Source organism: Microbispora sp. NPDC049125 (assembly GCF_040802045.1).
Lineage (GTDB): Bacteria > Actinomycetota > Actinomycetes > Streptosporangiales > Streptosporangiaceae > Microbispora.
Window position 1 is genome coordinate 132438 of sequence record NZ_JBEZDW010000003.1, and the last position, 25135, is coordinate 157572.

The 25135-nt window shown below is 70.5% G+C and carries 24 protein-coding genes; 7 read left to right on the forward strand and 17 right to left on the reverse strand.

What is annotated here, in order from left to right; translation table 11 throughout:
• Nucleotides 1–71 precede the first annotated feature (71 nt).
• Nucleotides 72–575: an SRPBCC domain-containing protein gene (locus AB0B72_RS04820; RefSeq protein ID WP_367736961.1), complete on the forward strand. Its 504-nt coding sequence runs from the start codon at nucleotides 72–74 to the stop codon at nucleotides 573–575.
• A 61-nt stretch (nucleotides 576–636) separates the two neighbouring features.
• Here the strand turns inward: AB0B72_RS04820 and AB0B72_RS04825 are convergent, their stop codons facing one another.
• Both AB0B72_RS04825 and AB0B72_RS04830 read right to left on the reverse strand, forming a co-directional pair.
• The gene (locus AB0B72_RS04825) at nucleotides 637–1398 is read right to left on the reverse strand and encodes a GNAT family N-acetyltransferase (protein ID WP_367736962.1); all 762 of its coding nucleotides are present in this window, start codon (nucleotides 1396–1398) and stop codon (nucleotides 637–639) included.
• Nucleotides 1399–1420: 22 nt separating this feature from the next.
• On the reverse strand, nucleotides 1421–2479 hold the full coding sequence (locus AB0B72_RS04830; RefSeq protein ID WP_367736963.1) for a methyltransferase: 1059 nt from the start codon (nucleotides 2477–2479) through the stop codon (nucleotides 1421–1423).
• Nucleotides 2480–2617: 138 nt separating this feature from the next.
• Between AB0B72_RS04830 and AB0B72_RS04835 the strand changes: the two genes are divergently transcribed.
• On the forward strand, nucleotides 2618–4048 hold the full coding sequence (locus AB0B72_RS04835; protein WP_367736964.1) for a serine hydrolase domain-containing protein: 1431 nt from the start codon (nucleotides 2618–2620) through the stop codon (nucleotides 4046–4048).
• A gap of 365 nt (nucleotides 4049–4413) precedes the next feature.
• On the opposite strand, the gene AB0B72_RS04840 is transcribed toward AB0B72_RS04835, so the two are convergent.
• On the reverse strand, nucleotides 4414–5079 hold the full coding sequence (locus tag AB0B72_RS04840; RefSeq protein ID WP_367736965.1) for a hypothetical protein: 666 nt from the start codon (nucleotides 5077–5079) through the stop codon (nucleotides 4414–4416).
• Nucleotides 5080–6494: 1415 nt separating this feature from the next.
• Between AB0B72_RS04840 and AB0B72_RS04845 the strand changes: the two genes are divergently transcribed.
• A complete protein-coding gene (locus AB0B72_RS04845) occupies nucleotides 6495–6761 on the forward strand; it encodes a tyrosine-type recombinase/integrase (RefSeq protein ID WP_367736966.1) in 267 nt (88 codons plus the stop codon).
• Between the two features lie 27 nt (nucleotides 6762–6788).
• Here AB0B72_RS04845 and glnA read toward each other — a convergent pair whose 3' ends face one another.
• Together glnA and AB0B72_RS04855 are read right to left on the reverse strand one after the other, a co-directional pair.
• Entirely contained in the window at nucleotides 6789–8213 is a 1425-nt protein-coding gene (gene glnA / locus AB0B72_RS04850; RefSeq protein WP_367736967.1) for a type I glutamate--ammonia ligase, read from the reverse strand.
• Nucleotides 8214–8407: 194 nt separating this feature from the next.
• Complete coding sequence (locus AB0B72_RS04855; RefSeq protein WP_367736968.1) at nucleotides 8408–9499, reverse strand: hypothetical protein; 1092 nt, start codon at nucleotides 9497–9499, stop codon at nucleotides 8408–8410.
• 106 nt (nucleotides 9500–9605) lie between these two features.
• Between AB0B72_RS04855 and AB0B72_RS04860 the strand changes: the two genes are divergently transcribed.
• Entirely contained in the window at nucleotides 9606–10070 is a 465-nt protein-coding gene (locus AB0B72_RS04860) for an RDD family protein (protein ID WP_367736969.1), read from the forward strand.
• Here the strand turns inward: AB0B72_RS04860 and AB0B72_RS04865 are convergent.
• The 9 genes from AB0B72_RS04865 to AB0B72_RS04905 all read right to left on the reverse strand — a co-directional run bounded on the left by AB0B72_RS04865 (nucleotide 10067) and on the right by AB0B72_RS04905 (nucleotide 19592).
• On the reverse strand, nucleotides 10067–10864 hold the full coding sequence (locus tag AB0B72_RS04865) for a class I SAM-dependent methyltransferase (RefSeq protein ID WP_367736970.1): 798 nt from the start codon (nucleotides 10862–10864) through the stop codon (nucleotides 10067–10069). The genes AB0B72_RS04860 and AB0B72_RS04865 overlap by 4 nt on opposite strands.
• A 14-nt stretch (nucleotides 10865–10878) precedes the next feature.
• Entirely contained in the window at nucleotides 10879–11550 is a 672-nt protein-coding gene (locus AB0B72_RS04870; RefSeq protein WP_367736971.1) for a DUF4191 domain-containing protein, read from the reverse strand.
• 29 nt (nucleotides 11551–11579) lie between these two features.
• A complete protein-coding gene (gene lipA / locus AB0B72_RS04875) occupies nucleotides 11580–12521 on the reverse strand; it encodes a lipoyl synthase (protein ID WP_367736972.1) in 942 nt (313 codons plus the stop codon).
• Between the two features lie 73 nt (nucleotides 12522–12594).
• Nucleotides 12595–13257, reverse strand: a complete 663-nt coding sequence (gene lipB, locus AB0B72_RS04880) for a lipoyl(octanoyl) transferase LipB (protein WP_367736973.1) — start codon at nucleotides 13255–13257, stop codon at nucleotides 12595–12597.
• A complete protein-coding gene (locus tag AB0B72_RS04885) occupies nucleotides 13254–14000 on the reverse strand; it encodes a Type 1 glutamine amidotransferase-like domain-containing protein (RefSeq protein ID WP_367736974.1) in 747 nt (248 codons plus the stop codon). The genes lipB and AB0B72_RS04885 overlap by 4 nt, the downstream gene beginning before the upstream one ends.
• Nucleotides 14001–14031: 31 nt before the next feature.
• Nucleotides 14032–14925, reverse strand: coding sequence for a TIGR01777 family oxidoreductase (locus AB0B72_RS04890; RefSeq protein ID WP_367736975.1), 894 nt, complete (start codon nucleotides 14923–14925; stop codon nucleotides 14032–14034).
• A gap of 82 nt (nucleotides 14926–15007) precedes the next feature.
• Complete coding sequence (gene sucB, locus AB0B72_RS04895; protein WP_367736977.1) at nucleotides 15008–16537, reverse strand: 2-oxoglutarate dehydrogenase, E2 component, dihydrolipoamide succinyltransferase; 1530 nt, start codon at nucleotides 16535–16537, stop codon at nucleotides 15008–15010.
• 32 nt (nucleotides 16538–16569) lie between these two features.
• Nucleotides 16570–17949 carry a dihydrolipoyl dehydrogenase gene (gene lpdA, locus AB0B72_RS04900; protein ID WP_367736979.1) on the reverse strand — a complete coding sequence of 460 codons (1380 nt, stop codon included), beginning with the start codon at nucleotides 17947–17949 and terminating at the stop codon, nucleotides 16570–16572.
• A 131-nt stretch (nucleotides 17950–18080) separates the two neighbouring features.
• A complete protein-coding gene (locus AB0B72_RS04905; RefSeq protein ID WP_367736980.1) occupies nucleotides 18081–19592 on the reverse strand; it encodes a leucyl aminopeptidase in 1512 nt (503 codons plus the stop codon).
• 136 nt (nucleotides 19593–19728) lie between these two features.
• On the opposite strand from AB0B72_RS04905, the gene AB0B72_RS04910 reads away from it, so the two are divergent.
• Both AB0B72_RS04910 and AB0B72_RS04915 read left to right on the forward strand, forming a co-directional pair.
• Complete coding sequence (locus tag AB0B72_RS04910; RefSeq protein WP_367736981.1) at nucleotides 19729–20076, forward strand: GntR family transcriptional regulator; 348 nt, start codon at nucleotides 19729–19731, stop codon at nucleotides 20074–20076.
• Entirely contained in the window at nucleotides 20073–21077 is a 1005-nt protein-coding gene (locus AB0B72_RS04915) for a DUF1648 domain-containing protein (RefSeq protein ID WP_367736983.1), read from the forward strand. The genes AB0B72_RS04910 and AB0B72_RS04915 overlap by 4 nt, the downstream gene beginning before the upstream one ends.
• Here AB0B72_RS04915 and AB0B72_RS04920 read toward each other — a convergent pair.
• Together AB0B72_RS04920 and AB0B72_RS04925 are read right to left on the reverse strand one after the other, a co-directional pair.
• Nucleotides 21070–21855, reverse strand: coding sequence for an adenosylcobinamide-GDP ribazoletransferase (locus tag AB0B72_RS04920; RefSeq protein WP_367736985.1), 786 nt, complete (start codon nucleotides 21853–21855; stop codon nucleotides 21070–21072). The genes AB0B72_RS04915 and AB0B72_RS04920 overlap by 8 nt on opposite strands.
• Before the next feature lie 208 nt (nucleotides 21856–22063).
• Nucleotides 22064–23284 carry a bifunctional adenosylcobinamide kinase/adenosylcobinamide-phosphate guanylyltransferase gene (locus AB0B72_RS04925; protein ID WP_367736986.1) on the reverse strand — a complete coding sequence of 407 codons (1221 nt, stop codon included), beginning with the start codon at nucleotides 23282–23284 and terminating at the stop codon, nucleotides 22064–22066.
• 252 nt (nucleotides 23285–23536) lie between these two features.
• Between AB0B72_RS04925 and AB0B72_RS04930 the strand changes: the two genes are divergently transcribed.
• Nucleotides 23537–23743: a hypothetical protein gene (locus AB0B72_RS04930; RefSeq protein WP_367736987.1), complete on the forward strand. Its 207-nt coding sequence runs from the start codon at nucleotides 23537–23539 to the stop codon at nucleotides 23741–23743.
• A gap of 150 nt (nucleotides 23744–23893) precedes the next feature.
• Here AB0B72_RS04930 and AB0B72_RS04935 read toward each other — a convergent pair whose 3' ends face one another.
• A complete protein-coding gene (locus tag AB0B72_RS04935) occupies nucleotides 23894–24892 on the reverse strand; it encodes an aldo/keto reductase family protein (RefSeq protein ID WP_367736988.1) in 999 nt (332 codons plus the stop codon).
• Between the last annotated feature and the right edge of the window lie 243 nt (nucleotides 24893–25135).

Below are 25135 nucleotides of genomic sequence, written 5' to 3' on the forward strand. Positions count from 1 at the left end.
CTCTTGACGTGATCGATCTCGATCAGAGAGCATTGCTCTCATCGCGAAGCGCTGCACTGAAGGAGCCCGCCATGGCGAGCAAACTGTTCTACTCCGGCCCGTCCCTGAGCGTCCTGCACGACGACTACGCCGCCAGAGGGCGTATCGACACCGACGCCCCGCTCGTCTCCACCTCCCACCTCGTCGTCGACGCGCCGGTGGGCAGGGTCTGGGAGGTCATGGCTGATCTCGCCTCATGGCCGTCCTGGTCGTCCGGGATCGAGATCGTGGAGCTGTCCCACGTGCGGCCGGGCGCGCCGTTCCGGTGGAAGATGAACGGCGTCACGCTCCGATCGCGCTTCGCCGTGGTGGACACGGAGCGCGAGCTGACCTGGACGGGGACGTTCTTCGGCTACAAGGCGGTGGATCGGCACGTCCTGGAGCCGATCGAGGGAGGACGGACCAGGGTCACGATCGAGGAGTCGCTCGCCGGGCCGCTCCTGCCCCTCCTGTACGGCCAGGGCAAGCTGCGGGCCAATCACGAGCGCTGGCTGGCCGACCTCAGGAGAGCCGCCGAGGCCGGCGCGCAGGCCTGAACGGGTGCCCGCTCATGCGGAGGCTTGCTCTGGTCGTCGGCGCTTCACAGCTCGCCGCCGCTCAGCGCGGTCCAGGCTCGAACATGAAGGGCTGAGTGTGGGTGACGAACTGGAAACCCCGCTTTCTGAGCGTGGGCTCGGAGGTGGGCAGCGCGTCGACGAAGACGTGGGTGCATCCTCGCTCGCGCGCCTCCCGCAGCCTGGCGCCGACCAGCGCGGTGAACAGGCCTCGCCTCCGGTACGCCGTCCTGGTCCGGCCGCCTGCCAGTTCGGCGTACCGGCTGCCTTCCCTGAAGTGGACCCGGCCGCAGGCCGCCGGCTCGCCGTCGACGTAGGCGATGTGGACGCTCATCCGCCGGGGTGCGTCCCGCAGGACCTGGGCGAGCCGCCGCCGTTCCTCCTCGACGTCGTGCCGCCCGATGTCACGGGCGATGTCCGCGTAGTCGGCCAGGCCCCGCTGGTCCACCACTCGCCTGATCTCGCAGCCGGAGGCGCCGAAGCCCGCCAGGGCGGCCTCGTCGACGGCCAGCACCAGCACGCTCTCCCGATCGTCGGGCTCGAAGCCTTCGGCGGCGAGGCGGCGGCCCAGGTCCGGCGGCTCGTCATGGCCGTAGACCTTCCACTCCAGGGTGTATCCGGCCGCCCGTGCCAGTGACATCTCCGCACGGATGACGTCGCCGATCTCCCCTTCCGGGCAGGCGGAGTACACGATCCGGCACTCGGCGCCGTCCGGCGAACGCTCCCGTACGACACGGCCGCGCTCAGCCGCCTCGCCGGCGGCCCGGCGCTCCTCGTCGAGGCCTGCCAGGATGGTGTGGTTCACGTGGTTTGTCCAGCTCTCTGCGTCAGGGGCCCATCGGAGTGCAGTCGATGATGACGTGCCCGAGCGGGGTCGTATCGACGTCGGCGACCTCGAGCCCGGCTTTGGCGGCGAGGGCGATGTAGTCCTCGACGGTGCGTTCGCGGCCGCCGCAGAGCACGAGCATACGCAGGTTCATCTCGGCGAACATGGCCGGGTCGTCACGTGAACCGCCACGCGACTCGATCATCATGACCCGTCCGTCCCGCCCGGCCGCGTCGGCGCACCGGCGCAGGATCAGCGTGGCCTCGTCGTCGCCCCAGTCGTGCACCACACGCCTGAGCACATACACGTCACCTCCGGCGGGCAGCGGATCGAAGAAGCTCTGGCCGGCGAACTCGCACCGTGTGTCCAGCCCGCGCTCGGCCAGGTGCCGCCGCCCTCGATCCACTGTCTCCGGCAGATCCACGAGCGTGCCCCGCAGATGCGGGTTGGCGGGCAGCACTTCGGCGAGCAGGATGCCTGTGCCGCCGCCGACGTCGACCACGTGCCGCACAGCGGACCAGTCGTACCCCCGGGCCGCGTCGGTGACGTAGTCGGGTCCGGTGGCCATCACCGCGTCGAACGACTCGCTCATCTGCGGGTTCGCGGCGAGATAGTGCCAGAACGGGGCGCCGAAGACCGTCTCCCACGCCGGTTGCCCGGTGCGGACCGTGTGCAGCAGGCCGGTGAACGCCACGTCCATCTGCCCGCCGAACCCATCCAGGTCGAGCCACATCCGCATCCCGGAAGGATGGCCGGACGCCAGCAGCGCGGCGGGCTCGTTGACCGCGAACCTGCCCGGCTCCCGTTCGGTGAACACCCCCCGGCAGGCCAGGTGACTCAGCAGCCGGCCCAGCGCGTCCGCGTCGGTGCCGGACCGGTGTGCCAGCTCCTCGACGGGCACCGTGTCGCCGCCCATCAGATCGGTGAGCCTCAGCGAGGCCGCGACCCGCACCGCCATCGGCGTGACCAGGTCGATCACGGGTGCCAGCACCTCCCATGCCGATTCCCATGTCGACCGCGTGCCCTGCTCGTCCTGCTCGTCGGCACCCGTCACGGCCACGACCCCTTCTCTCGCTTCGGCGCATCCCCATGCGGAGGGCACGAACCGAAATCCCCGGCTGTCGGTGTGCCGATTCTGCACCGCCGCACCGACAAAAACCGGTGTGGCAGCCGATCGCGGATCCGTTAGTGTGCCCGGATGCCTTCTCAGCGGACCCTGCTGCCGCGCTCGACGCCGTCCGCCTCGGGGATTTCGCCCCGTTCGATCGCCGCGCTGCTGGACCGGCTCGAAGCACGATCCGTCGAGTGTCACTCCCTCATGGTCGTACGCCACGGTCACGTCGTCGCCGAAGGCTGGTGGGCGCCGTACTCGGCGGAGCGCCCGCACCTTCTCTACTCGCTGACCAAGTCGTTCACCTCGGTCGCCGTGGGAATCGCGATCGCCGACGGGCTGCTCTCGCTGGACGACCGGGTGGTGGACGTCCTGCCCGAACACGTCCCGGCCGGCATCTCGGACCAGGCACGCCGTCTCACCGTTCACCACCTGCTGTCCATGACGACCGGACGCCGCACCGACAGCCTCGCCGAAGCCTGGCGCCTGGAACCGGACGACCTGGTGAAGGGTTTCCTGCGCGTACCGTTTCCGGAGCCCGAGGGCACACGGCACGCCTACGACAACGCGACCACCTTCATCCTGGCCCGGATGGTGGAACGGGTCACGGGCCGTAGCCTGCAAGACCTGATCGACGAGCGCCTCTTCACGCCGATGGGCGTCGACCATGCCGAATGGGACCGGGTGGCGAGCGGCGCCGTCTTCGGATTCCACGGGCTGCACCTCACGACCGAGGCCGTCGCCGCCTTCGGCGAGCTGCTGCTGCGCGGAGGCCTCTGGGGCGACCGGCGGCTCGTCCCGCGCGAATGGGTGGAGCTCGCGACCAGACGGCACATCGACACCCTGCGCCCCGAGGACGGATCGGGGGACGCCGACTACCTTCGCGGGTACGGCTACCAGTTCTGGATGTCGCGTCACGGCTACCACGGTGACGGCTCCTTCGGCCAGCTGTGCGTGGTCGTCCCGTCGCACGATCTCGTGGTCGCCATGACCGGCGCCCATACGCAGGCACAGGCGGTGCTCGACGCGATATGGGAGTGCCTGCTGCCCGGCATGGACCATGCGGAAAGAGCCCAGGACGAGGAGATCCTCGCCGATCGGCTGCGGCGGCTGTCATTCGCGCCCGTGGTTGGTTCGGCCGCCCCGGAGCGTTCCGTCACGGCGAGACTCGACGCCTCCGCCCAGGATTCGGCTCTGCCCGATGGGACCCCGGTGACCGTCGATCCCGTGGAGGGTGGATGGCTCCTGCGGTTCGGGTCGTTCCTCAACGTCGAGGCCGGCCACGGCGAATGGCGGGAAAGCTCGCCGCTCGGCCGCCCCGTCGTCGCCGCCGGCGCCTGGCTCGGCGAAACGTTCGTCGCCGACCTCTACGTCATCACCACCCCGCACCGGGTCCGGCTGGTGGTCGACCCCGACGCGGGGACAGCGGTGGCGACGTGGAACATCGTGCCCCTGACCGGCCCCAGTCTGGACGTGCACCTGCGGTCGCCGCTGATGACCCGGCCCGATGTCGCGTAGGCGCGGCAGCCGATCACACGTCGTAGTACAGCTTGAACTCTCGCCTGGCAGTTCTTCACCTGCGCCGATCACGTCGAGTAGTGCTCTGACCAGGCAATATAGCTCTCAACGTCTGCCATGGACTTCTGGCGTTTCACGGTCTCGGACGGAACCAGAACGGAACTGACATCTGCGTCGCTCTCATCCGGGAGAGAGGACGAGGTGCTGACATATCTGATTTTGTGACCACTGACCTATTCGGCGTAGAAGTCGCCGACCAGGTGGACATAATACCGGTCACCTGCGCGAATATCCGTGCAAGTCCGCAAAAGTTTGGGGTCGTTCGCCCCGTTGCAACCCACTTTGTCGTTCGTTCTCCTTGAACGCTACGCTGCTGGTTCGTCAATGGTCTGCAGCCCGGCCAGCGTCCGGGACAAGGCGAACCACGCTTTCAGCCGAACCCAGAACCGCCAGCGTGGCCCGTCCAGTACTACGGCCATTTGCTTCGTCAACTCCAGCACCCGAGCGCACTGCTCTGACCGCGAGCGTCCAGACAGAAGCACCCCAAGCTGGACGAACAGGTAGTCGGCGACGAGCGCCCGAGCCGGTCCAGTGAACGTCGCTAGGTAGCGTCCCGCGTCGTCGACCAGTTGTCGAACCTCAGCTTCCAGCCGCTCGAACTGCCGCGCCCGTTCAGCCCGGAGCTTCTTCAGCACCGCCTCGCTCACTCCGGCCGGCATCTCCATCGCCGCCGCTGTAGCCGCCATTCCGATGACGGCCAGCCGAGCGAGCAGTTCCCGCCGGGTCCGCACCGCCTCCAGGATGCGTTCCTTCCGCGCTTCCAGACGAGGCTTGGCCGCGTATTCGATGCCTAGGGTGACCACCAGCGACACAGCTGTCGGCACCAGTAATGACTCCAGATTCAACGCCACTTCTCCATCTGCCACCTGGCTGAAGAGTCGAGTGTAATGAGTCGACAGGCTGCCGTGCGCGGCTATGACCGCGAACAGATGCGACGAGATCCCGGCGCGTCCCGCTGCTGACTGCATCATCAGGTTGAAGGGTCAGTGATCGACATGGCGGTCTATAGGCCGGGTTCTTCTGAGGTTCGTCGAGTGACCTGCGGCGGGACGGTCAGTAACGCGCTGAGCAGGCTTTTTATGTTGCACTCGTTGTCGGCAGTTTGCGGAATCTTGCGCGCTCTGCCGGAACAGGGGCGGAACAGAGGGCGACGTCACCACAGCACAGATCCAGTTCAAGATCGCTTGGGCTGGATGCGGAAGATCTAGTGTGACGGCTCTAATGGTTAGATACTGACGAGACTGGTGTGTTTAGCTGATTGGTTGGCTTCTAGGTTTTGGGAACCCGCAGCGCCGGTGAGGAGTTACTAGAGGCAGGAGTTCGTATCCAGCATCCCACTCTGGAGGTTTGGTGGTTCAGCACCCCAATGATCTTCGGCCTCCTGGTGCTCAAACTCTCGTAGCGCGTTCTGTAGCTTTCACAATTATCCCTCTAGTTGTGGCTACGATACTCCTGATCGACCTGATATGGGAGGTGGTGCGCAGTAATGTATCGCCTACATTTAGGCAAGAGTGGCCTTTTAGGTTCACCATTCTAGATTCAGAAGTAGCTGCGGTCCTTTTGGTTGCGGTAGGGGGGCTAATCTTTGCTCGTGAGCAATTCGCCAGATCCGTTAGGCCGCTTATCGGTTGGAGTAGCGATATTGCAGGAAACTCCACTTTGATGGATCAGGACCCAAGCTGGCTTATAAGAATCCATAATGGTAGCCCGGGTCCGTGTGTTGTACACGAGTGCTTCTATCGCGTTAGTATTGCGCAGAGCAATCCTAGTGAAAATCCAAGTAGCGAAGTCTCGGCATGGGGATCGTATGGTGATGTAGTTGAGAGCCTGGCGGCAGTTGGCCTGAAAATAGGGCGAGACTACGGCCTGGACCATAGCGCTCGCGGTGGCGTCATACGCTCTCTGTCCGCAGGTGAGGGCCGGGAACTTGCTGCGTTCTCGGCTTCGGCTCTGCATCTGATCGAGTCACTCGACATCAAATTTCGAGTGATCGATATCGCTGGCAATACTCACGAACGCGTAGTTTACACTTTATATTCCGTGCCGAGCCGCAGCGGAAATTAAAAACCCATGGTGACCGTGGTCATCCGTCTGCTGGGCTTGCCTAGGTCGATGGCAGGCGGGATGCGCCCGCACCCCAGCCACCCCACCAGCCGCACTAGCGTGCGGCCCCCATCCCCGGAGCCGGAGCGCCCCAGCCGGAGGCGAACAACAGCCGGCCTCAGGCTCGGCACCTTCCAGCCCCCCGCGATAGCTCTGTACGGTCGCCAGCGGCCTTCCCCCGTCCGCGCGGCTCTTAGCCGGCCGCCGGGAGCGTCAGCGGGAGGCGGCGGCGTGCCGTGACGGCGGCGCGTGCGGCCCGGCTTCGGGCCGCCTTGAGCGAGCAATGCGGAAAGCCCGTGGCAAGGTGCAGGACCTTCCCACGGGCTTCCGATTCCACGACTTGCGGCACTACCTCGCGTCGCTCCTGATCTCCTCTGGCGCTGATGTCAAGGTCGTTCAGGCCCGTCTCCGGCATGCCAGCGCCAAGACCACGCTCGACACCTACGGCCACCTGTGGCCCGACTCTGACGAGTCGACCCGGGCCGCCGTCGATGCGGTGTTCGCCGCTCGGACGGAACTGAGGCAGAACCAGACGGGCACCGCGCGGTGAACGAGCACGTCACCGCGCGGTAGCCGATCACACGTCGTAGTAGAGCTCGAACTCGTGCGGGTGCGGGCGCAGGCGGATCGGGTCGATCTCGTTCTCGCGCTTGTAGGCGATCCAGGTCTCGATCAGGTCCGGCGTGAAGACGCCGCCCTCCAGCAGGTACTCGTGGTCGGCCTCGAGGGCGTCGAGGACCTCGGTCAGCGAGCCGGGCACCTGCGGGATGTTGCGGGCCTCCTCCGGCGGGAGCTCGTAGAGGTCCTTGTCGACCGGCTCCGGCGGCTCGATCTTGTTGCGGATGCCGTCCAGGCCCGCCATGAGCTGCGCCGCGAAGGCGAAGTACGGGTTGCAGGACGGGTCCGGAACGCGGAACTCGATGCGCTTGGCCTTGGGGTTGGAGCCCGTGATCGGGATCCGGACGCAGGCCGAGCGGTTGCGCTGCGAGTAGACGAGGTTCACCGGAGCCTCGTAGCCCGGCACCAGGCGGTGGTAGCTGTTCACCGTCGGGTTGGTGAAGGCCAGCAGCGACGGCGCGTGCTTGAGCAGGCCGCCGATGTAGTAGCGGGCGGTGTCCGACAGCCCGGCGTAGCCGACCTCGTCGTAGAACAGCGGCTCGCCGTCCTTCCAGAGCGACTGGTGGCAGTGCATGCCGGAGCCGTTGTCACCGAAGATCGGCTTGGGCATGAACGTGACCGTGCGGCCGGACTGGATGGCCGTGCTCTTGATGATGTACTTGTACAGCATCAGCTTGTCGGCCGTCTTCAGCAGCGTGCCGAACCTGAAGTCGATCTCGGCCTGGCCGGCGGTGCCCACCTCGTGGTGCTGCATCTCGGTCTCGATGCCGGCCTCGATGAGGTTGCGGACCATCTCCGAGCGCAGGTCGGTGAAGTGGTCCATCGGCGGGACCGGGAAGTAGCCGCCCTTGAACCGCGGCTTGTAGCCGAGGTTGCCGCCCTCCTGGGCCTTGCCGGTGTTCCAGGCGCCCTCGATGGAGTCGATGTGGTAGAAGCTCTCGTTCGCTCCGGTGGAGAAGCGCACGTCGTCGAAGATGTAGAACTCGGCCTCGGGGCCGAAGTACACGGTGTCCGCGATGCCGGTCCCCTTGAGGTACTCCTCGGCCTTGCGGGCGACGTTGCGCGGGTCGCGGCTGTAGGCCTCGCCCGTCAGCGGGTCGTGCACGAAGAAGTTGATGTTCAGCGTCTTGTGCTGACGGAACGGGTCCAGCACAGCCGTCGAGGGGTCGGGCAGCAGCAGCATGTCCGACTCGTGGATGGCCTGGAAACCACGGATCGACGATCCGTCGAACATCAAGCCGTCGGAGAAGACGCTGGGCCCGAAGTTCTCGGACGGGAAAGTGAAGTGGTGCGTCGTCCCCGGCAGGTCGGTGAACCTGACGTCAACGAACTGCACACCCTCGTCCCGGATGAAATTCAGGACGTCATCTGCGGAGTTGAACACTCTCGAACCTCCCAGGGGCATGGGCTAGCAGACCCGAAAATAGGCCTGTGCCGTTTCCGTGCCATGTCTCGATTGTTTCGCGCGTGTTAATGGAACACGCATGCCGGCACACACCCCGGAGGTCGCGTGCGAAGCCTCGGCGCGCGCACGGGCGGTACTGCCCGCCACTTACCACTGTACGACTTCCGCGCAGGTCAAGTGCCCAATGAGAGCCGGCATTCGTTCGGGTGGGGCACATCCTCCCTCCGGTCGTAGGGGTCGAAGGGCGCGCCGGAGGGCTCGACCTTCCGGGGCTGCCCGCTGAAGTGGGGATGAACGAATCCGTCGTGGACGTCGCAACTCGCCCCGGCCGTCCCGATCGACTCGCTTTCCACAACGACGACTGTCTCCCCGTCTTCTTCGCGCGCGGAGAATTCCCCCTTGTAATGCCGGACCAGCCGGGTCGGCGCCCGCCGGTCGCCAGGCCGGTTCACCGCGTACACGAAGAGGTAGTCCACGCTGATCGTGACACCTCCGGGGCGGCCGTGCCCGTCCCGCCGGGAGGGGACGCGCGGCGTGACGGTGGTCTCGCCCTCCACCTTGACGACATCGGTCGCCGGCTCCGCCTCACCCGGGGCGAGGCTGAAGACGCGTGACCGGCTGTCGGACGGGCCGCCCTTCCCGAGGCTCCGGAGGAAGGCCCGCCGCTGCGCGGGTTCGAGGAGCCGGATGAAGGCGTCGGGCCGCCCGCCCCGCAGGGTCGCCGGGTCGAGGTGGGCGGCGGCCAGCAGCCGCCGTACCCCGCTGAGGGCCGCGGCGACCTGCGCCCGGCTCAGCCCTCCGAGCGCCAGCGGCGGCGGCATGACCAGCCCTTTCTCCCCGTCGGCGTAGCCGGCGGCCGGCGACCCGGCGAACGGGTCGGCGGCGAGCATCGTGCCGAGGCCGCCGCTGTCCGCGAAGGCGTCGTCCTGCTCGGCGAGGGGAGTGAGCACGGGGCCCGGCCGGGCGACGGCGGGGCCGATGGCCGGCCGGGCCGCGGGCTCGCCGCCGCCTCTCAGGGAGCCGAACCGGTCGAGGACGTCGGGACGCAGGCTGATCACCAGCCCCACGACGACCACCACGGCGGCGAACGCGATCACGACGACCGGCGCGCGCCCCCGGGGCGGCTGGGGCCGCCCGGTCCCGAGCTCGGCGTTCCGCGTGAGCCGCCGGATCTCGTCCTCGTCGAACTGCGCGACCAGCGCCTCGAAGCGCGCGTCGATGTCATCAGGGTCCGCCGGCCGCACTGTCCACTCCAAGCGCTCCAAGGAGAAACGATCACAATAGAGGACGAAACAAGCGATGGCGTGCCCATGATGACCCTCCAGGCCTCCGGACGCCAGACCGGTCACCCCTCCCGATACGCTGACGACCATGAGTGACCGGCAGCCGACGCGATGGACGCAGACCTGGCTGAGCGGGCCCCGGGCCGCCGGGGCCGGCCTCGGACACCCCGGCGAGCGGCTGGGCCTGCCGGAGCAGGGGCGCGGAGCGGTCGCCCCGTGGGGGCGCCGGCTCGTCGCGGTCGTGGTCGACTGGGTGCTGTGCACCTGGGCCATCGCCGGAGGCCTGCTCCACGCGAAGGGCCAGGAGCTCGGCGTCGTGGCGCTCGGGGTCTTCGCCGCCGAGTACGTGCTCCTCGTCGGCACGATCGGCATGACGTTCGGGATGCGGCTGCTCGGCATCCGGGTGGCCGCCCTCGACGGGGGCCGCCCGTCATTCGCCGGCGTGCTGGTCCGCACGTTCCTGCTGTGCCTTGCCGTCCCCGCGCTGATCTGGGACAGGGACCGCCGCGGCCTGCATGATCGCGCCGCCGGCACCGTCGTGGTGAATCTCTAGCCCGCCTCGGGACGCCGGCACCGGAAGATGGCGGTGCCGGGCAGGACCCGGCCGCGCAGCGGGCTCCACCCGCCCCAGACCCGGTCGTGCCCCCCGGGCCACTCGGGCTCGATCAGGCCGGTCAAGATCAGGCCGGCGGAGACGATCAGGCCGACCCAGTCGCCCATCGTGCGGTGGTGCTCCACGTAGGACGGCACCCCTCCGGAGGAGAACTCGACGTACGGCGACCGGTCGAAGTACGGCCGGTCGGCGGTCAGCCCGCGGGGCCCGGGGTCGTCGGGGAACGCCCACCGCACCGGGTGGCTGACGGAGAACACCAGCAGTCCGTCCGGCCGCAGCACCCGGCGGATCTCGCGCAACGCCACACCGGCGTCGGCGACGAACGGCAGCGCGCCGAACGCCGAGCAGGCCACGTCGAACGACTCGTCGCGGAACGGCAGGGCCTCGGCGTCCGCCTGCGCGACGGGCAGCGAGGTCCCGGCCGACAGGTCGATGCGGCGGGAGTGCTGGAGCTGCCGGTACGACAGGTCGATCGCGGCGACCTCGGCGCCCCGGCCGGCGAGCCACCGGCCGCACTGCCCGGCGCCGCACCCGATCTCCAGCACCCGCCGGCCGGCCACGTCGCCCAGCAGGCGGGCGTCGGCCTCGTCCAGGCCCTCGGGGCACCACACGAAGCCGTCGTCGCGGAGGAAGCCGCCGTGCTCGGCCTGGTAGTCGTCGGCCGCGCCGTCCCACCAGCCCCGGTTGGCCCGGGAGGTCTCGACGGGGGAGACGGGCTTCCTGCCGACGTCCATCGGATCCGGCCGGGTCAGCGTGTCTTGGGGCCGCGGGGCATCCGCACGCCCTTCGGGATCGGGCCCTTCGGCATCGGCACGGCCGGGGTCAGCGCGCGCATCCGGTTGTTGACCTCGGAGACCGCGCCCTTCTTGAGGTTGCGGGGGAGCTTCATCAGGTGCCGCTGGAGCTTCGCGAGGGGCACCTGGCCCTCGCCGTCACCGCACTGGATGTCGTAGACCGGCACGTCGACCGCCACCCGCTGAACGCGCTTCTTCTCCGCGACCAGCATCCGCTGCACCCGGTTGGTCGGGCCTTCGGAGATCAGGATGACCCCCGGGAAGCCGACGACCCGGAACACCAGGTCCTGGTCCCGGTTGACGGCCACCGGCTTCTCCTCGACGTGCCACGTCCCCCGCATGCCCTGCAGGATCGCGTACGCCGCGCCGGGCTGGCCGTGGAGCATCGAGTACTGCGCGGACTGCGCGAGCCGGCTGAAGATCAGCATGCCCACGAGCACGGCCGCGAACACGCCGAACACGATCCACGTCCAGCTGAAGATCACGCCAAGCACGACGAACAGGATGAGCGTGCCCAGAGCCGACGCGTACACGATCGGCATGCCCTTGGGATTTGCCTGCTTGATGATCTGGGCGACCATCCGGAGCTGCTTGAGGCGTCCCGGAGCCGCTGGGTCTTTGGCCATGGTGTGAAGGATACAAATCCCGGGGTGAATTAATGAAAACGAGACTCGCCCACGCGGGCGGCGATCGCCTGCTGGTACAGGCGCCCGGCCCGGTAGGACGAGCGGACGAGGGGTCCGGACATGACGCCGGCGAACCCGATCTCCTCTGCCTCCCGCTGGAGCTCGACGAACTCCTCGGGCTTCACCCACCGGTCCACCGGGTGGTGGCGGGGGGTGGGCCGCAGGTACTGGGTGATCGTCACCAGGTCGCAGCCCGCCTCGCGCAGGTCGCGCAGGGCCTGGACGATCTCCTCGCGCTCCTCGCCCATGCCGAGGATGAGGTTCGACTTGGTGACCAGGCCGGCCTCACGGGCCAGGGTGATCACCTGGAGGGAGCGCTCGTACCGGAACGCGGGGCGGATCCGCTTGAAGATCCGCGGCACCGTCTCGATGTTGTGCGCGAACACCTCGGGCCGGGCCGAGAAGACCTCTTCCAGCTGCCCGCGGTCGCCGTTGAAGTCGGGGACCAGCAGCTCGACGCCGCAGCCGGGGACGGCCTCGTGGATCCGCCTGGCGGTCTCGGCGTACAGCCAGGAGCCGCCGTCGGGGAGGTCGTCACGGGCGACGCCGGTCACCGTGGCGTACCGCAGGCCCATCTGCAGGACCGACTCGGCCACGCGGCGCGGCTCGTCCCGGTCGTACTCGGCGGGCCTGCCGGTGTCGATCTGGCAGAAGTCGCATCGCCGGGTGCACTGGTCGCCGCCGATGAGGAAGGTCGCCTCGCGGTCCTCCCAGCATTCGGAGATGTTGGGACAGCCCGCCTCCTGGCAGACGGTGTGCAGGCCGGCGCCCTGGACGAGGGACTTGATCTCGTTGAAGTTGGGGCCGTTCCGCAGACGCGTCTTGATCCACGGGGGCTTCTTCTCGATGGGGGTCTGGCTGTTGCGCACCTCCAGGCGGAGGAGCTTTCTGCCTTCCGGAGCAACCGTCACGCATCCAGCTTATTACCTGGTCTCGCGTGATCTGAGACCGCTCCCTGGCCGCCCGCGCGACGTGACGCGCGTCTCAGGACAGGTCTTCCTCGTACACGTCGTACGGCTCCACTCCGAGGGCCTCGGCCAGGCGCTTCTCCGCGAAGGGGAGGACCTCCTCCGCCGTGATGCGGCGGCCTGTCTCGGCCGACAACGAGGTGACTCCGGCGTCGGCGGCCTCGCCGGTGGCGATCCGGTTGTACCAGCTCAGGTCGTTGACGCAGTTGAGCGCGAAGCCGTGCATGGTGACGCCGCGGGACAGCCGGATGCCGATCGTGCCGATCCTGCGGTCCGGCAGGCCGTGCCCGGCGTCGCCCGGCACCCACACGCCGCCCCGCCCCTCGACCCGCCGGGCGACCAGCCCGAAGTCGGCGCAGACCTGGATGAGGACCTCCTCCAGCAGCCGGACGTAGGCGATGACGTCGCCGATCCGGATGATGGGGTATCCGACGAGCTGCCCGGGGCCGTGCCAGGTGATCTTCCCGCCGCGGTCGACGTCGATGACCGGCGTGCCGTCCGTGGGCCGCTCGCCGGGGAGGGTCGTCTTGCCCGCCGTGTAGACCGGCGCGTGCTCCAGCATCAGGCACAGGTCGGACAGCTCCTCGGCCACCCGCCGGGCGTGCAGCCGCCGCTGAAGATTCCAGGCCTGCTCGTACGGAACGTCGACGCCCATGCGGACGATGGCCAGACCTTTCACGTCTTCAGGGTAGACGCCAGCTGGCGGGGCTCGATACGGAACTCCTTGACTCCGGTCCCGTCACGCTCGATCCGGTACGCCTGGCCGCGCGGGTCGACGGTGACCGCCTGGATGAACTCGGTGCCCACGTAGTGGAGCGCGACCCCCTCGTCGGCGGCGTACCCCTCGGGCAGCTCACCCGACGCGACCGACTCGTGCAGCAGCGTGCGCCGCTGCGGGTCGGAGTTGTAGTGGACGCCGCACGAGAACGGCAGCAGGCCGAGCCCCTCCGACCACGGCCGCAGGGCGGGGCCGAAGGAGTCGGTGTTGCCGCCGACGTGCCAGCACAGGGCTCCGGCGCTCTGCCCGGACAGGACGACGCCCGACCGCCAGGCCTCGGCGAACGCCTCGTCCAGCCCGTGGAGGCGCCACAGGGCGGCGAGGTTGGCGACGCTGCCCCCGCTGACGTAGATGGCGTCCTGCTCCAGGATCCACTCCCGGGGGTCGTCGACGTTCGGCATCGGGAAGACCGTCAGGTGGCTGACCTCGACGTCCCAGCGGTTGAACGCGCCGTACATCTTGAGCAGCCACTCGGCGTCGTCGCCCGTCGCGGTGGCCAGCAGGCCGAGCCTCGGCCGGTCCTGGCCGGTGAGGTCGAGCACGTAGCGCAGCAGGGCGGTGGGCTCGATGAACCCGTACCGCTCCGACTGCCGGAACGACCCGCCCCCGATGGCGACGATGTGCGACTGCCCGATCCGGCTCATACTCCACTCCCGTCTCAGCCTTGCGGTTTCCCTAGAGTACGGCGGTGAGCGCCTCGCCGAGGGTGGGATGGGCGAACCGGTGTCCGGCGTCCAGCAGCCGCCGGGGGAGCACCCGCTGACCCGCCAGGACGGCCTCCTCGACGAACTCGCCGAGCGCCAGGCGCAGCGCGAAGCGGGGAGCGCTCACCGGCATCGTGGGCCGGTGCAGCGCCTTCGCGAGGGTCGCGGTGTACTCGGCGTTGGTCACCGGCTCCGGGGCCGTCACGTTGACCGGCCCGGAGACCTCCTCGTGGGCCAGGAGGAACCGGACGGCCGCCACCCAGTCGGGCAGGGTGATCCACGACACGTACTGCCGGCCGCTGCCGAGCGTGGCGCCCGCCCCCATCTTGAAGATCGGCACGATGCGGGCGAGCATCCCGCCGTCACGGCTGAGCACCACGCCGGTGCGGAGGAGGACGACCCGCAGGCCCGCATCGCGCGCGGGCGCCGCCGCCTCCTCCCACCGGTCGGCGAGGCCGGCCAGGAAACCCTTCCCGGCCGGCGCGGACTCATCGACCGCCAGGTCGCCGGTGTCGCCGTAGAAGCCGATCGCCGAGCCGGACAGCAGCGCCGGGGCCTTGCCCTCCAGGGCCGCCAGGGCCCGGGCGACCGTCCGCGTCCCGGCGACCCGGCTGTCCACCAGCTCGCGTTTGTACGACTCCGACCACCGGTGGTCGCCGATGCTCGCCCCGGCCAGGTGGACGACGGCGTCCGCGCCTTCCAGCGCCGCCGGGTCGAGCACGCCCTCACGCGGGTCCCAGAACCGCTCGCCGGGCCCCGCGGGCTCCCGCCGTACAAGGCGGACGACCTCGTGCCCGTCGCCGCGCAGGGACGCGACCAGGGCCGAACCGAGCAGGCCTGACGAGCCGGTCACAACGATGGTCATGCCTACCAGGCTAGGACGGCCACCCGGTGACGGCGAAGGCCGCCCCGCGGGTCGCGGGACGGCCTCCGGAAAAGGTGCCGGCTCAGGCCAGGCCGAGCTGGCCCTCGAAACGGCCCTCCTCGAGACGACGCTTGATCGTCGTGAGGAAACGGGCGGCGTCGGCGCCGTCGACCAGGCGGTGGTCGTAGCTGAGCGCCAGATACACCATCGAGCGGACCGCGATGACCTCGCCCTCGGGGGTGTCGAGCACGACGGGACGCTTGACGACCGCGCCGGTGCCGAGCATGCCGACCTGCGGCTGGTTGAGGATCGGCGTGTCGAACAGCGCGCCCCGGCTGCCGGTGTTGGTCAGCGTGAACGTGCCGCCGGTCAGCTCGTCCGGGCTCACCTTGTTGGTGCGGGTTCGCTCGGCCAGGTCGGCGATCTTGCGGGCCAGCCCGGCGATGTTGAGGTCGCCCGCGTTCTTGATCACCGGGACGATCAGGCCGCGCTCGGTGTCGGTCGCGAAGGCCAGGTGCTCGGCGTCGAAGTACGTGACCTCGTTGGTCTCGCTGTTGATCGTGGCGTTCAGCTTCGGGTGCTGCTTGAGCGCCTCGACGGTGGCCAGGGCGAAGAACGGCATGAACGAGAGCTTGACGCCCTCACGCCGCTGGAAGTCGGCCTTCGCGCGCTCACGCAGCTGCGCGATCCTGGTGACGTCGACCTCGACCACGGTGGTGAGCTGGGCCGAGACCTGCAGCGACTCGACCATGCGCTTGGCGATGGTCTGACGCAGGCGCGACATCTTCGACGTGGTGCCGCGCAGCGTGGTGTCCACCTGGATCGGCTCCGGAGCGGCGGCCGCCGCGGCGGGAGCGGCCTGGGCGGCCGCGGGGGCGGCCGCGGCGGGAGCCTGGGCCTCGGGCTGCGGGGCGGGGGCCGCGGCGGCGCGCTCGCGCTGCACACGGGCCGCCTCGATCACGTCCTGCTTGCGGATCCGGCCGCCGACGCCGGTGCCGGTCAGCTCCTCCAGGTCGACGCCGTGCTCGGCGGCGAGCTTGCGCACCAGCGGCGTGACGTACGGGCTGTCGCCCGACGTGGGCAGCGCGGTCGGCTCGGCGGCGGCCGGAGCCTGCTGCGCCGGAGTCTGCTGGGCCGGAGCCTGCTGGGGCTGGGGCTGGGGCTGGGGCTGGGGCGCGGGAGCGGGAGGCGCCTGCTGGGGCGTCACGACCGCGGGCGCGGGCTGCGGGATCGACGAGATCGGCGCCTGCTGCCGCGGCGCCTGGGCCGGCTCGGGCTCGGGGGCCGGCTCCGGCTCCGGGGTCTCGGCGCGCTCGGGCTCGGGCTCGGGCTGGGGCTGCGGCGTCTCGGCGGCCTGGGGAGCCGCGGCCGCGCCGTTCGAGTCGATCAGCGCCAGCTCGGCGCCGACCTCGACGGTCTCGTCCTCGGCGACGATGATCTTGGTGAGGTAACCCGCGGACGGGGAGGGGATCTCGGTGTCGACCTTGTCGGTCGACACTTCGAGGAGCGGCTCGTCGGCCTCGACGTGGTCGCCTTCGTTCTTCAGCCAGCGGGTCACGGTGCCCTCGGTGACGCTCTCGCCGAGCTGGGGCATGGTTACGGAGACCGGCATTGTCTTCTTCTCTCGCGTTCGCTAGGAGGGCTTCAGTTGTGGACGTGGAGCGGCTTGCCGGCCAGGGCCAGCATCGCCTCGCCGAGGGCCTCGGACTGGGTCGGGTGCGGGTGGATCAGCTGGGCGACGTCCGTGGCCGTGGCCTCCCAGTTGTAGATCAGCTGAGCCTCGGCGATCAGCTCGCCGACGCGGGCGCCCACCATGTGCACGCCGAGGACCCGGCCGTCGCGCTCGGCGACGACCTTGACCTCGCCCTGAGTCTGCAGGATCTTGCTCCGGCCGTTGCCGGCGAGGTTGTACGACAGCTCGACGACGTCGTGCCCGCGCTCCCGGGCGGTGGCCGTGCCGATGCCCACCGACGCGACCTCGGGCTCGGAGTAGGTGATGCGCGGCACGCCGTCGTAGTCGATCGGGACCGGGTTCAGGCCGGCGATGTGCTCGGCGACCAGGATGCCCTCGGCGAAGCCGACGTGGGCGAGCTGGAGGGTGGGAATCAGGTCGCCCACCGCGTACACGCCCGGGACGTTGGTCCGGCAGAACTCGTCGACCGGCACGTAGCCGCGGTCGACGGTGACGCCGGCCTCCTCGTAGCCCAGGCCGGCCGAGATCGGGCCGCGCCCCACGGCGACCAGCATGAGCTCGGCGTCGATGGTCTTGCCGTTCTCCAGGGAGACGACGACGCCGGTGCCGGTGGTCTTGACGCTCTCGAACCTGGCGCCCAGCTCGTACTTGATGCCCCGGCGGCGGAAGGCCCGCTCCAGCAGCTTGGAGCTGGACTCGTCCTCCAGCGGCAGCAGGTGAGGCAGCGCCTCGACGATCGTCACCTCGGCGCCGAACGAGCGCCACACGCTGGCGAACTCGACGCCGATGACGCCGCCGCCCAGGATGACGACCGAGGACGGCACGTGGTCGAGGACCAGCGCGTGGTCGCTGCTGATCACCTTCTCGCCGTCGATGTCGAGGCCGGGCAGCGACTTCGGCGCCGAACCGGTCGCGAGCACGACGTGCCGGCCCTCGAAGACCTGGTCGCCGACGGTCACGCGGTTCCGGCCGGTCAGGCGGCCCTCGCCCTCGACCACGGTGATCTTCTTGCTCTTGATGAGCCCGGTCAGGCCCTTCCAGAGCCCGCTGACGACCTTGTCCTTGTACGCGTGGACGCCGGGGACGTCGATGCCCTCGAGCCGGGTGCGCACGCCGAACGACTCGCCCTCGCGGGCCTGGTCGGCGAGCTCGGCCGCGTGCAGCAGCGCCTTGGTGGGAATGCAGCCCCGGTGCAGGCAGGTCCCCCCGACCTTGTCCTTCTCGATGAGGACGACGTTCATGCCGAGCTCGGCCGCTCGGAGGGCACAGGCGTATCCACCGCTGCCGCCCCCCAGGACGACGATGTCGAAGGGGCCGCTGCCATCAGCCACTGGATTGCTCCTTGTCGGATTCACATGCCGCCGGATCGGTCCGGCTGCATCTTTTCACTTGTCCATGAAGATCGTGGTGTCCGGGGCCCTCTCCGCCGCGACTCGCACGTCCCGGCCCCGGCCACCCTCTGTTACTGAACAGTCTCGGCGGTCTCGCCGTTCCCGGCGTACCGCTCGGCGATGGCGATCAGGGTGCGCGTGATCGCGCCGGTGCCGCCCTTGGGGGTGTAGCCGTGCGGCTCGCCCTTGTTGAACGCCGGACCGGCCATGTCGATGTGCGCCCAGCGGACCTCCGCGGGGACGAACTCGCGCAGGAAGATGCCGGCGGCCAGCATGCTGCCCCACCGCTCGGGCTGCAGGTTGGCGATGTCGGCGATCGGGGAGTCGAGCCCCTTGCGCAGCTCGGACGGCAGGGGCATGCCCCAGGCGCCCTCGCCCTGCCCGGCGGCGATCTCGACGACCTGCTCGCGCAGCGCGTCGTCGTTCGCCATCACCCCGGCGGTACGCCAGCCGAGGGCGACGATCTGGGCGCCGGTCAGCGTGGCGACGTCCACGATCAGGTCGGGGTGGTCCTCCGTCGCGCGGGCGATGCCGTCGACCAGCACGAGGCGGCCCTCGGCGTCGGTGTCGAGCACCTCGACGGTCTTGCCGCTGTAGGTGTGGAGGACGTCGGAGGGGCGCTGCGCGCTGCCGGACGGCATGTTCTCCGCCAGGCACATGTAGCCGACCACGTTGACCGGCAGGCCGAGCCGGGCCACCGCGAGGAGCGCGCCGAGCACCGCCCCGGCCCCGCCCATGTCGGACTTCATCCAGTCCATCGCCGCGGCGGGCTTCAGCGACAGGCCGCCCGAGTCGAAGGTGATGCCCTTGCCGACGAACGCGACCGTGCGCGAGGCCTCGGGGTGCGTGTAGGCGAGCCTGACCAGGCGCGGCGGGTTCACCGAGCCCTGGCCGACGCCGACGATGCCGCCGTAGCCGCCCTTCTTGAGCTGGATCTCGTCGAGCACCTCGACCGACAGGCCGGCCTCGCCGCCCTTCTCCTCGGCGATCTCGGCGAGCCGGGCGGGCCACAGGTCGGAGGGCGGGGTGTTCACGAGGTCGCGGACGAGGGTGACCGAGTCGGCGACCGTCGTGGCGTGCCGTACGGCCTCCTCGGCGCCCCGCGCCCCGGAGAGCACCACCAGCTCGCCGACCGGCGGCCTGAGGTCGCCGTCCGTGCGGTAGCGGGTGAAGCCGTACGCCCCGAGCAGGCCGCCCAGCGCGACCGCCTCGGCCTGCTCGGCGGTGGCGGCGGGAAGGGCGATGGTGGCGGTCGCCGTGCCCGCCAGCGACCGGACGGCGGCGCCGGCCGCGCGGCGTAGCGTCTCCAGCTCGTAGTCGCCGTCCGGCTGGTCACCCAGACCGACCGCGACGATGACGGGGGCGGGGATCGAGCCGAAGGTCGGGATCTTGGCGATCTCCTCCGCCTTGCCCCGGAAACCCACTGTGGTGAGGATTTCGGTGAGCCGGCCGTCCAGGGCCTGGTCGAGGCTTGCGGCCCCGGGAGCCGTACTGAGGCCCTCCGGAGATCCGTGGACGCCGATTATGAGGGCACCGGTCTCGTCGGAGACCGTGTCAGATGCGTTGACGCGCACTGTGGTCACGTGAGCCGATGCTAGCTGGGCTTTCTCCCCTACGCATAAACGAGGGTTCATCCTACGTATCGACTCTCTGGATGATGCCAATGGGGCTAGCACCATATTGTCCTTCGATGCTTATGGTGCTAATGTCGCTAGCATCATGTTACTCACGCTTGATCTCAACGATCCCCGGCCCCTGCATGAGCAGGTGACCGCCGCCATCCGGCGTGCGATCACGGACGGGAAGATCGCGCCCGGTGACCGCCTGCCTCCGGCGCGGGATCTCGCGGACGCGCTCGGCGTCAACGCCAACACCGTGCTCCGCTCGCTTCGCCATCTCAGAGACGAAGGGCTGCTGGAGTTCCGGCGGGGCCGCGGCGTGTCCGTCCTGCGCCGCCCCGACGCCCGCCAGGCCCTCGAGTCCCAGGTCCGCGACCTGCTTGACGAGGCCGCGAGACACGGCTTCCGCCCCCACGAGGTAATCGACCTCATCAAGGAACTGTCATGAACACTTCCCCGTCCGCCGAGGGCTCCCGCCCGCGTACCCGGTTTCTCACCGCCGCCGTCGCCTGGACCGCCCTGGTCGCCGTGGCGCTCGCCGTCATGCCGCTTCCGTTCCGGGACAGGCTCCCCAGCCCGATGGCCACGCACTGGGGGCCGTCCGGAGATCCCGACGGCGCCATGTCGCTGACCGCCCTGATCGTCTTCGCCCTGGCGCTGTGGCTCGCGGTCGCGGCGCTCTGCCTCGCCGCCGCCTCGCGGGGGCGGGCGCTCACCCGGCGGTCCGCCCGCGCGTGGCTCGTCGCCGGCCTCGTGTGGGGCGCGGCCTTCTCCCTCGGCCTGGAGGCCGTCACGGTCGCCGCGAACCTCGGCAGGGCAAGGTGGGAGGACGCCGCTCCGCTGGGCCCGCAGGCCGTGCTGGTCGCCGTCGCCGCGTTCGCCGCCGGGGCGATCGGGTATCTCGCCGCCCGCCGCGGTCCCGACGAGCCGCCGGCCATGCCGGACGTGCCCCAAACGGACCTCGGGCTCGATCCCGGCCGGAGCGCCGTCTGGGTGTCGTCGGTGTCGTCGCCGCCCTTGTTCGCCGTCGGGCTGGTGGTCCTGGTCGCCGCCGGCTCACTGGCCGTGGCCGCCCTCTTCGGCCTGCCGGCCCCGGCGGGGCCCATGGCGGCGGTGACGGCGGTCGCCGGCCTGGCGGTGCTGTCGGTCTCCACGGTGGCCGTCACGGCCGGGCCGGAGGGCCTGCGGATCGGGTTCGGCCCCCTGCGGTGGCCCTCGCGGCGGGTGCCGCTGAGCCGGATCGAGCGGGCCTGGGCCGAGCGCGCGTTCCCGTCCGAGGTCGGCGGGTGGGGCTACCGCGGCCTTCCCGGGGCGGCCACGATCATGATCCGGGGAGGGGACTGCCTCGTCGTCCGCTACACGTCGGGGGGACAGCTCCGGATCAGCGTCGATGACGCGGCCAACGGAGCCGCCCTCCTCAACGCTCTCCTGTCCGCGCCCCTCAGGTGACGGCGTAAACCAGCAGCGCCGCCGTCGTGGAGGTCTCGATGAGCGCGCCGAGCACGTCGCCGGTGACTCCGCCCAGGCGCCGTACGGCACGGCGGCGCAGCAGCCAGGCCGCCGCCGGCCCCGCTCCCAGGGCGAGGAGCGGCGTGAGGAGCCCTCTCACCGGCTCGCCGTACGGCAGGCCGGTCAGAGCGCCGGCGGCGGCGAGGAGCGCGGCCGTCGCGGCCGTGGCCGCCAGCGCCGGGCCCCGCCGTACGGTGCCGGCGACGAGGGCGCCGAGCCCTCCCGGGCGGGCGGCGGGCACGCCCTCCCGGCAGGCCCACGTGACCGCCAGCCGACCGGCCGCGCAGGCGGCGGGCAGGGCCGTCGCGGCCGCCGGCCCGGCCACCGACTGGGCCTGTGTCAGCGCCGCCACCTGCACGAGCAGGGTGAGCACGAGTGTGACCACGCCGAAGGGCCCGATGTCGGAGCGCTTCATGACGTCGAGGGCGGCCTGCGCCGGCTTGCCGCTGCCCAGTCCGTCGGCGAGGTCGGCCAGCCCGTCCAGGTGAAGGGCGCGGGTCAGCCAGGCGAGCGTCGCGAGCGCGAGAACGGCGGCGAGGAGCGGCGACCCGGACAGCCGCCCGGCGGCGGTCAGGACGACCGCCGCCACGAGCCCGAGACCCACGCCGGCCAGCGGCGCCAGGACCATCGCGCGGCCCGCCACGTCGCGGTCCACCCCGTCCACCCGGACCGGCACGATCGTGAACATCCCCACAGTGAGGCGCCATGCGGCGCCCACGGCGGGCTCATCGGATCTTCCGGGCACAACGGAGGATCGTAGTGAGGCCCGTCCGGGCGCGATCGGCCTGGACTCGATCAGGCGGGCTTGGCCCTCGGCCGGCGGACACCGGCGGGCCGCCATCGGCCTGTCGGGGGGATGCGTGGGACGACCTGGGACGGTGTGGGGACAACCGGGGGCGGGGTGGAATCGGATCGGCGGGCCGTGATCAGACCGGCAGCGGCACGACCCTGCCGGCGACGATCAGGGCGACGTCTTCCGACTCGCGGGCCAGCCGCTGGTTGAGCCGGCCCAGCGCGTCGCGGAACACCCTTCCGCTCGCGCTCGCCGGGACGACGCCGAGGCCGACCTCGTCGCTGACGGCCACCACCGGCCCCTGGGCCTGCCGCCACGCGGCCACGAGTTCGTCGCACCGCCGCGCCACCCGATCTCGCGCGTCCCGGTCGCTCCCTTCTGTCTCTACACGGCTCCCCTCCGCGTCCCCGCCGGGCTCCTGCTCCGTGTCGTGACTCCGCCCATGGTGCGGCTCGTGGGCGGCGGCGTGGGAGTCCGGGGCTTCCGGCCAGGCGCCGCACTCGTCGAAGACGGCGGCGAGCCACGTGCCCAGTCCGTCTATCAGCAGCGTCCCGGGAGGGTCGCCGAGGATGGCGACGAGGTCGGTGGTCTCAGCCGTACGCCAGTGGGCCGGGCGGCGCAGCCGGTGCGCCCGCACGCGCGCGAGCCACGCGGGGTCGTCGCCGCCCGTGGGCCCCGTCGCCACGTAGGTCACGTGAGGCTCCCCGGCGACGCGCATCTCGGCCTCCTCCGACTTGCCCGATCGCGAGCCCCCGAGCAGCAGTGTGCGCGGTGGAAGGCCCGCCGGCCGTCTCTGCGCCCCGCTGACGACCGCGACCCGAGTCGTCTCACGCACCGGGTGGAGGCCGGAGAACGCGCCTGGGGTGAGGCTCAGCACCGTCCCGTCCGGTACGGCCCCGGCCCCCCAGAAGTCGAGCCTTCTCGCGAGCTCCGCCTCGGTCGGCATCCGATGGTCGAGGCCGACGGCGATCACCCGTGTGGCGGGCGTGACCAGCCCTCTGTGGCGCAGGTCGCCCAGCCGCCCCGGCTCGTCGAGCAGGTCGGCGAGCACCAGGTCGAAGGGCGCGGCGGGGGACGGCGCGGGTTGCGCGGCGCGGTGGAGGGGGCCCGGGGCGTACAGCACGCGCTCTCCGCCCCGGCCGGTGATCTCCCAGCCGTGGCTCCCCAATTCGACGCCGCCGGTAGGGCCGGTCGTGATGCCGGGGCCCAGGTCGCGCGGCAGCCGTACGGCGCCGTCCACGACGATCGACGCCGGGCGGCGGTGGCCGGAGGGGAGCCGGCCGCAGGACGCGCAGCCGCATCCGGGCTCCGGCCAGCCACCGGGCCCGCCGGTTCCCTCCAGGTGGACCTCCATGCCATCCCTTTCACGGCCGGACGTCCCCCGCCGAGCCTCGGATCCCGCCGGAGGCCGGGCGGGACCGGCGGTGCGAGGGGGGCGAGACGGCGGGAGAGCGAGAGGATAGGGTCCGCTGCACGGCCTTGCCCGGACCGCCGGACGTCCGGGCATCGGACGCCGGAGACCGGGCAGCGGACGGGCCGGGCAGCGGAGACGGAACGGACGGCGGGCCGGGTGGCGCCCGGACGCCGCCAGAAGGAGCGTGTGGGGATGATATGGCGTTGGCGGTACGAGGACGCGAACGGCGGCGAAGTGACGGACCGGCCGCTGCCACGCGAGATCTTCACCAGCCAGTCCGATGCCGAGTCCTGGCTGGGGGAGACCTGGCGCGAGCTGCTCGAGGCCGGTGTCGAGCAGGTCACGCTCCTGGAGGACGAGCGGGTCGAATACGCGGGCATGTCACTGCGCGCGCAATGAGATCGGCCCAGTAAGACAGGCCCAGTAAGACAGGCCCAGTAAGACAGGCGCGGTAAGACAGGCGCGGTAAGACAGGCCCAATGAGACCGGCGCACTGAGACCGGGTGCCGGCCGTCCCCTGCGGTCGCCGGGGACGGCCGGCCGGGGGACCTAGGGACGCCGCTCAGGGCTGACGGTCTTGGCGGGGTCGCGCTCGACCACCGAGCCGAGCACGTCGTCGATCTTGCGGATGACCTCCTCGTCGAGCCGCACCCCGGCGGCCTTGACGTTGTCACGCACCTGCTCGGGCTTGGTGGCGCCGACGATGGCGGAGGACACGTTCGGGTTCTGCAGCACCCACGCCACGGCGAGCTGGGCCATCGTGAGGCCGAGGTCGGCAGCGATGGGCTTGAGGTCCTGCACCCGTCGCAGCAGCTCGTCGTCCATCATGCGCCCGATGAAGCCGGAGCCGCTGGGGTCGGTCGCGCGCGACCCGGCGGGCGGGGGCTGCCCGGGGAGGTACTTGCCGGTGAGCACGCCCTGGGCGATGGGCGACCAGACGACCTGCCCGAGGCCCTCCTTCTCGCACAGCGGCACGACCTCGGCCTCGATGACCCTCCACAGCATCGAGTACTGCGGCTGGTTGGACACGAGCCGGTCGAAGCCCATCTCGTCGGCGATCTTCAGGGCGCGGGCGATCTGGTCCGCCGTCCACTCGCTCACGCCGACGTAGAGGACCTTGCCCTGCCGTACGAGGTCGTCGAAGGCGCGAAGCGTCTCCTCCAGCGGCGTCTCGAAGTCGAACCGGTGGGCCTGGTAGAGGTCCACGTAGTCGGTCTGGAGGCGGCGCAGCGAGCCGTTGATCGACTCGAGGATGTGCTTGCGGGACAGGCCGCGGTCGTTCCTGCCAGGTCCGGTGGGCCAGTAGACCTTCGTGAAGATCTCCAGTGACTCGCGGCGCACACCCTTCAGGGCCCGCCCGAGCACCTCCTCGGCTTTCGTCCCCGCGTAGACGTCGGCGGTGTCGAAGGTCGTGATGTCCTCGTCGAGGGCCGCCCGCACGCATTCGACGGCGGCGTCCTCCTCCACCTGGGAGCCGTGGGTGATCCAGTTTCCGTAGCTGATCTCGCTGACCATGAGGCCGCTTCGGCCGAGATGGCGATATTCCATGGTCCGACCATAACCACACCATGGGCGCCTCTAACCGGCGGCCGGTCAGGACCGGGGCGAGGGGGCCACCGGCCCTCGGCGGCCTCGCTCCGGGCGGAGCGTACAGCCGGTCGGCCCCGCGACGCCGCTCCACGGTCTGGCCCGTGTGGACGGTGAACGGCTCCGCCGGGCGACGCCGCCCGCATCCCCCGGCTCCGCTCACGCGCGGGAGGGCCGTGCGGGGTTCGCGATAAGGTGCCCGGC

Excerpts from the sequence above, each read along its gene's own strand:
- AB0B72_RS04935 (WP_367736988.1), bottom strand. The coding sequence starts at position 24,892 with ATGGAATATCGCCATCTCGGCCGAAGCGGCCTCATGGTCAGCGAGATC.
- AB0B72_RS04860 (WP_367736969.1), top strand. The coding sequence starts at position 9,606 with ATGAGTGACCGGCAGCCGACGCGATGGACGCAGACCTGGCTGAGCGGG.
- AB0B72_RS04870 (WP_367736971.1), bottom strand. The coding sequence starts at position 11,550 with ATGGCCAAAGACCCAGCGGCTCCGGGACGCCTCAAGCAGCTCCGGATG.
- AB0B72_RS04915 (WP_367736983.1), top strand. The coding sequence starts at position 20,073 with ATGAACACTTCCCCGTCCGCCGAGGGCTCCCGCCCGCGTACCCGGTTT.
- AB0B72_RS04890 (WP_367736975.1), bottom strand. The coding sequence starts at position 14,925 with ATGACCATCGTTGTGACCGGCTCGTCAGGCCTGCTCGGTTCGGCCCTG.
- AB0B72_RS04930 (WP_367736987.1), top strand. The coding sequence starts at position 23,537 with ATGATATGGCGTTGGCGGTACGAGGACGCGAACGGCGGCGAAGTGACG.
- AB0B72_RS04820 (WP_367736961.1), top strand. The coding sequence starts at position 72 with ATGGCGAGCAAACTGTTCTACTCCGGCCCGTCCCTGAGCGTCCTGCAC.
- AB0B72_RS04910 (WP_367736981.1), top strand. The coding sequence starts at position 19,729 with ATGTTACTCACGCTTGATCTCAACGATCCCCGGCCCCTGCATGAGCAG.
- sucB (WP_367736977.1), bottom strand. The coding sequence starts at position 16,537 with ATGCCGGTCTCCGTAACCATGCCCCAGCTCGGCGAGAGCGTCACCGAG.
- AB0B72_RS04865 (WP_367736970.1), bottom strand. The coding sequence starts at position 10,864 with ATGGACGTCGGCAGGAAGCCCGTCTCCCCCGTCGAGACCTCCCGGGCC.
- AB0B72_RS04885 (WP_367736974.1), bottom strand. The coding sequence starts at position 14,000 with ATGAGCCGGATCGGGCAGTCGCACATCGTCGCCATCGGGGGCGGGTCG.
- AB0B72_RS04840 (WP_367736965.1), bottom strand. The coding sequence starts at position 5,079 with ATGATGCAGTCAGCAGCGGGACGCGCCGGGATCTCGTCGCATCTGTTC.
- AB0B72_RS04845 (WP_367736966.1), top strand. The coding sequence starts at position 6,495 with ATGCGGAAAGCCCGTGGCAAGGTGCAGGACCTTCCCACGGGCTTCCGA.
- AB0B72_RS04925 (WP_367736986.1), bottom strand. The coding sequence starts at position 23,284 with ATGGAGGTCCACCTGGAGGGAACCGGCGGGCCCGGTGGCTGGCCGGAG.
- AB0B72_RS04835 (WP_367736964.1), top strand. The coding sequence starts at position 2,618 with ATGCCTTCTCAGCGGACCCTGCTGCCGCGCTCGACGCCGTCCGCCTCG.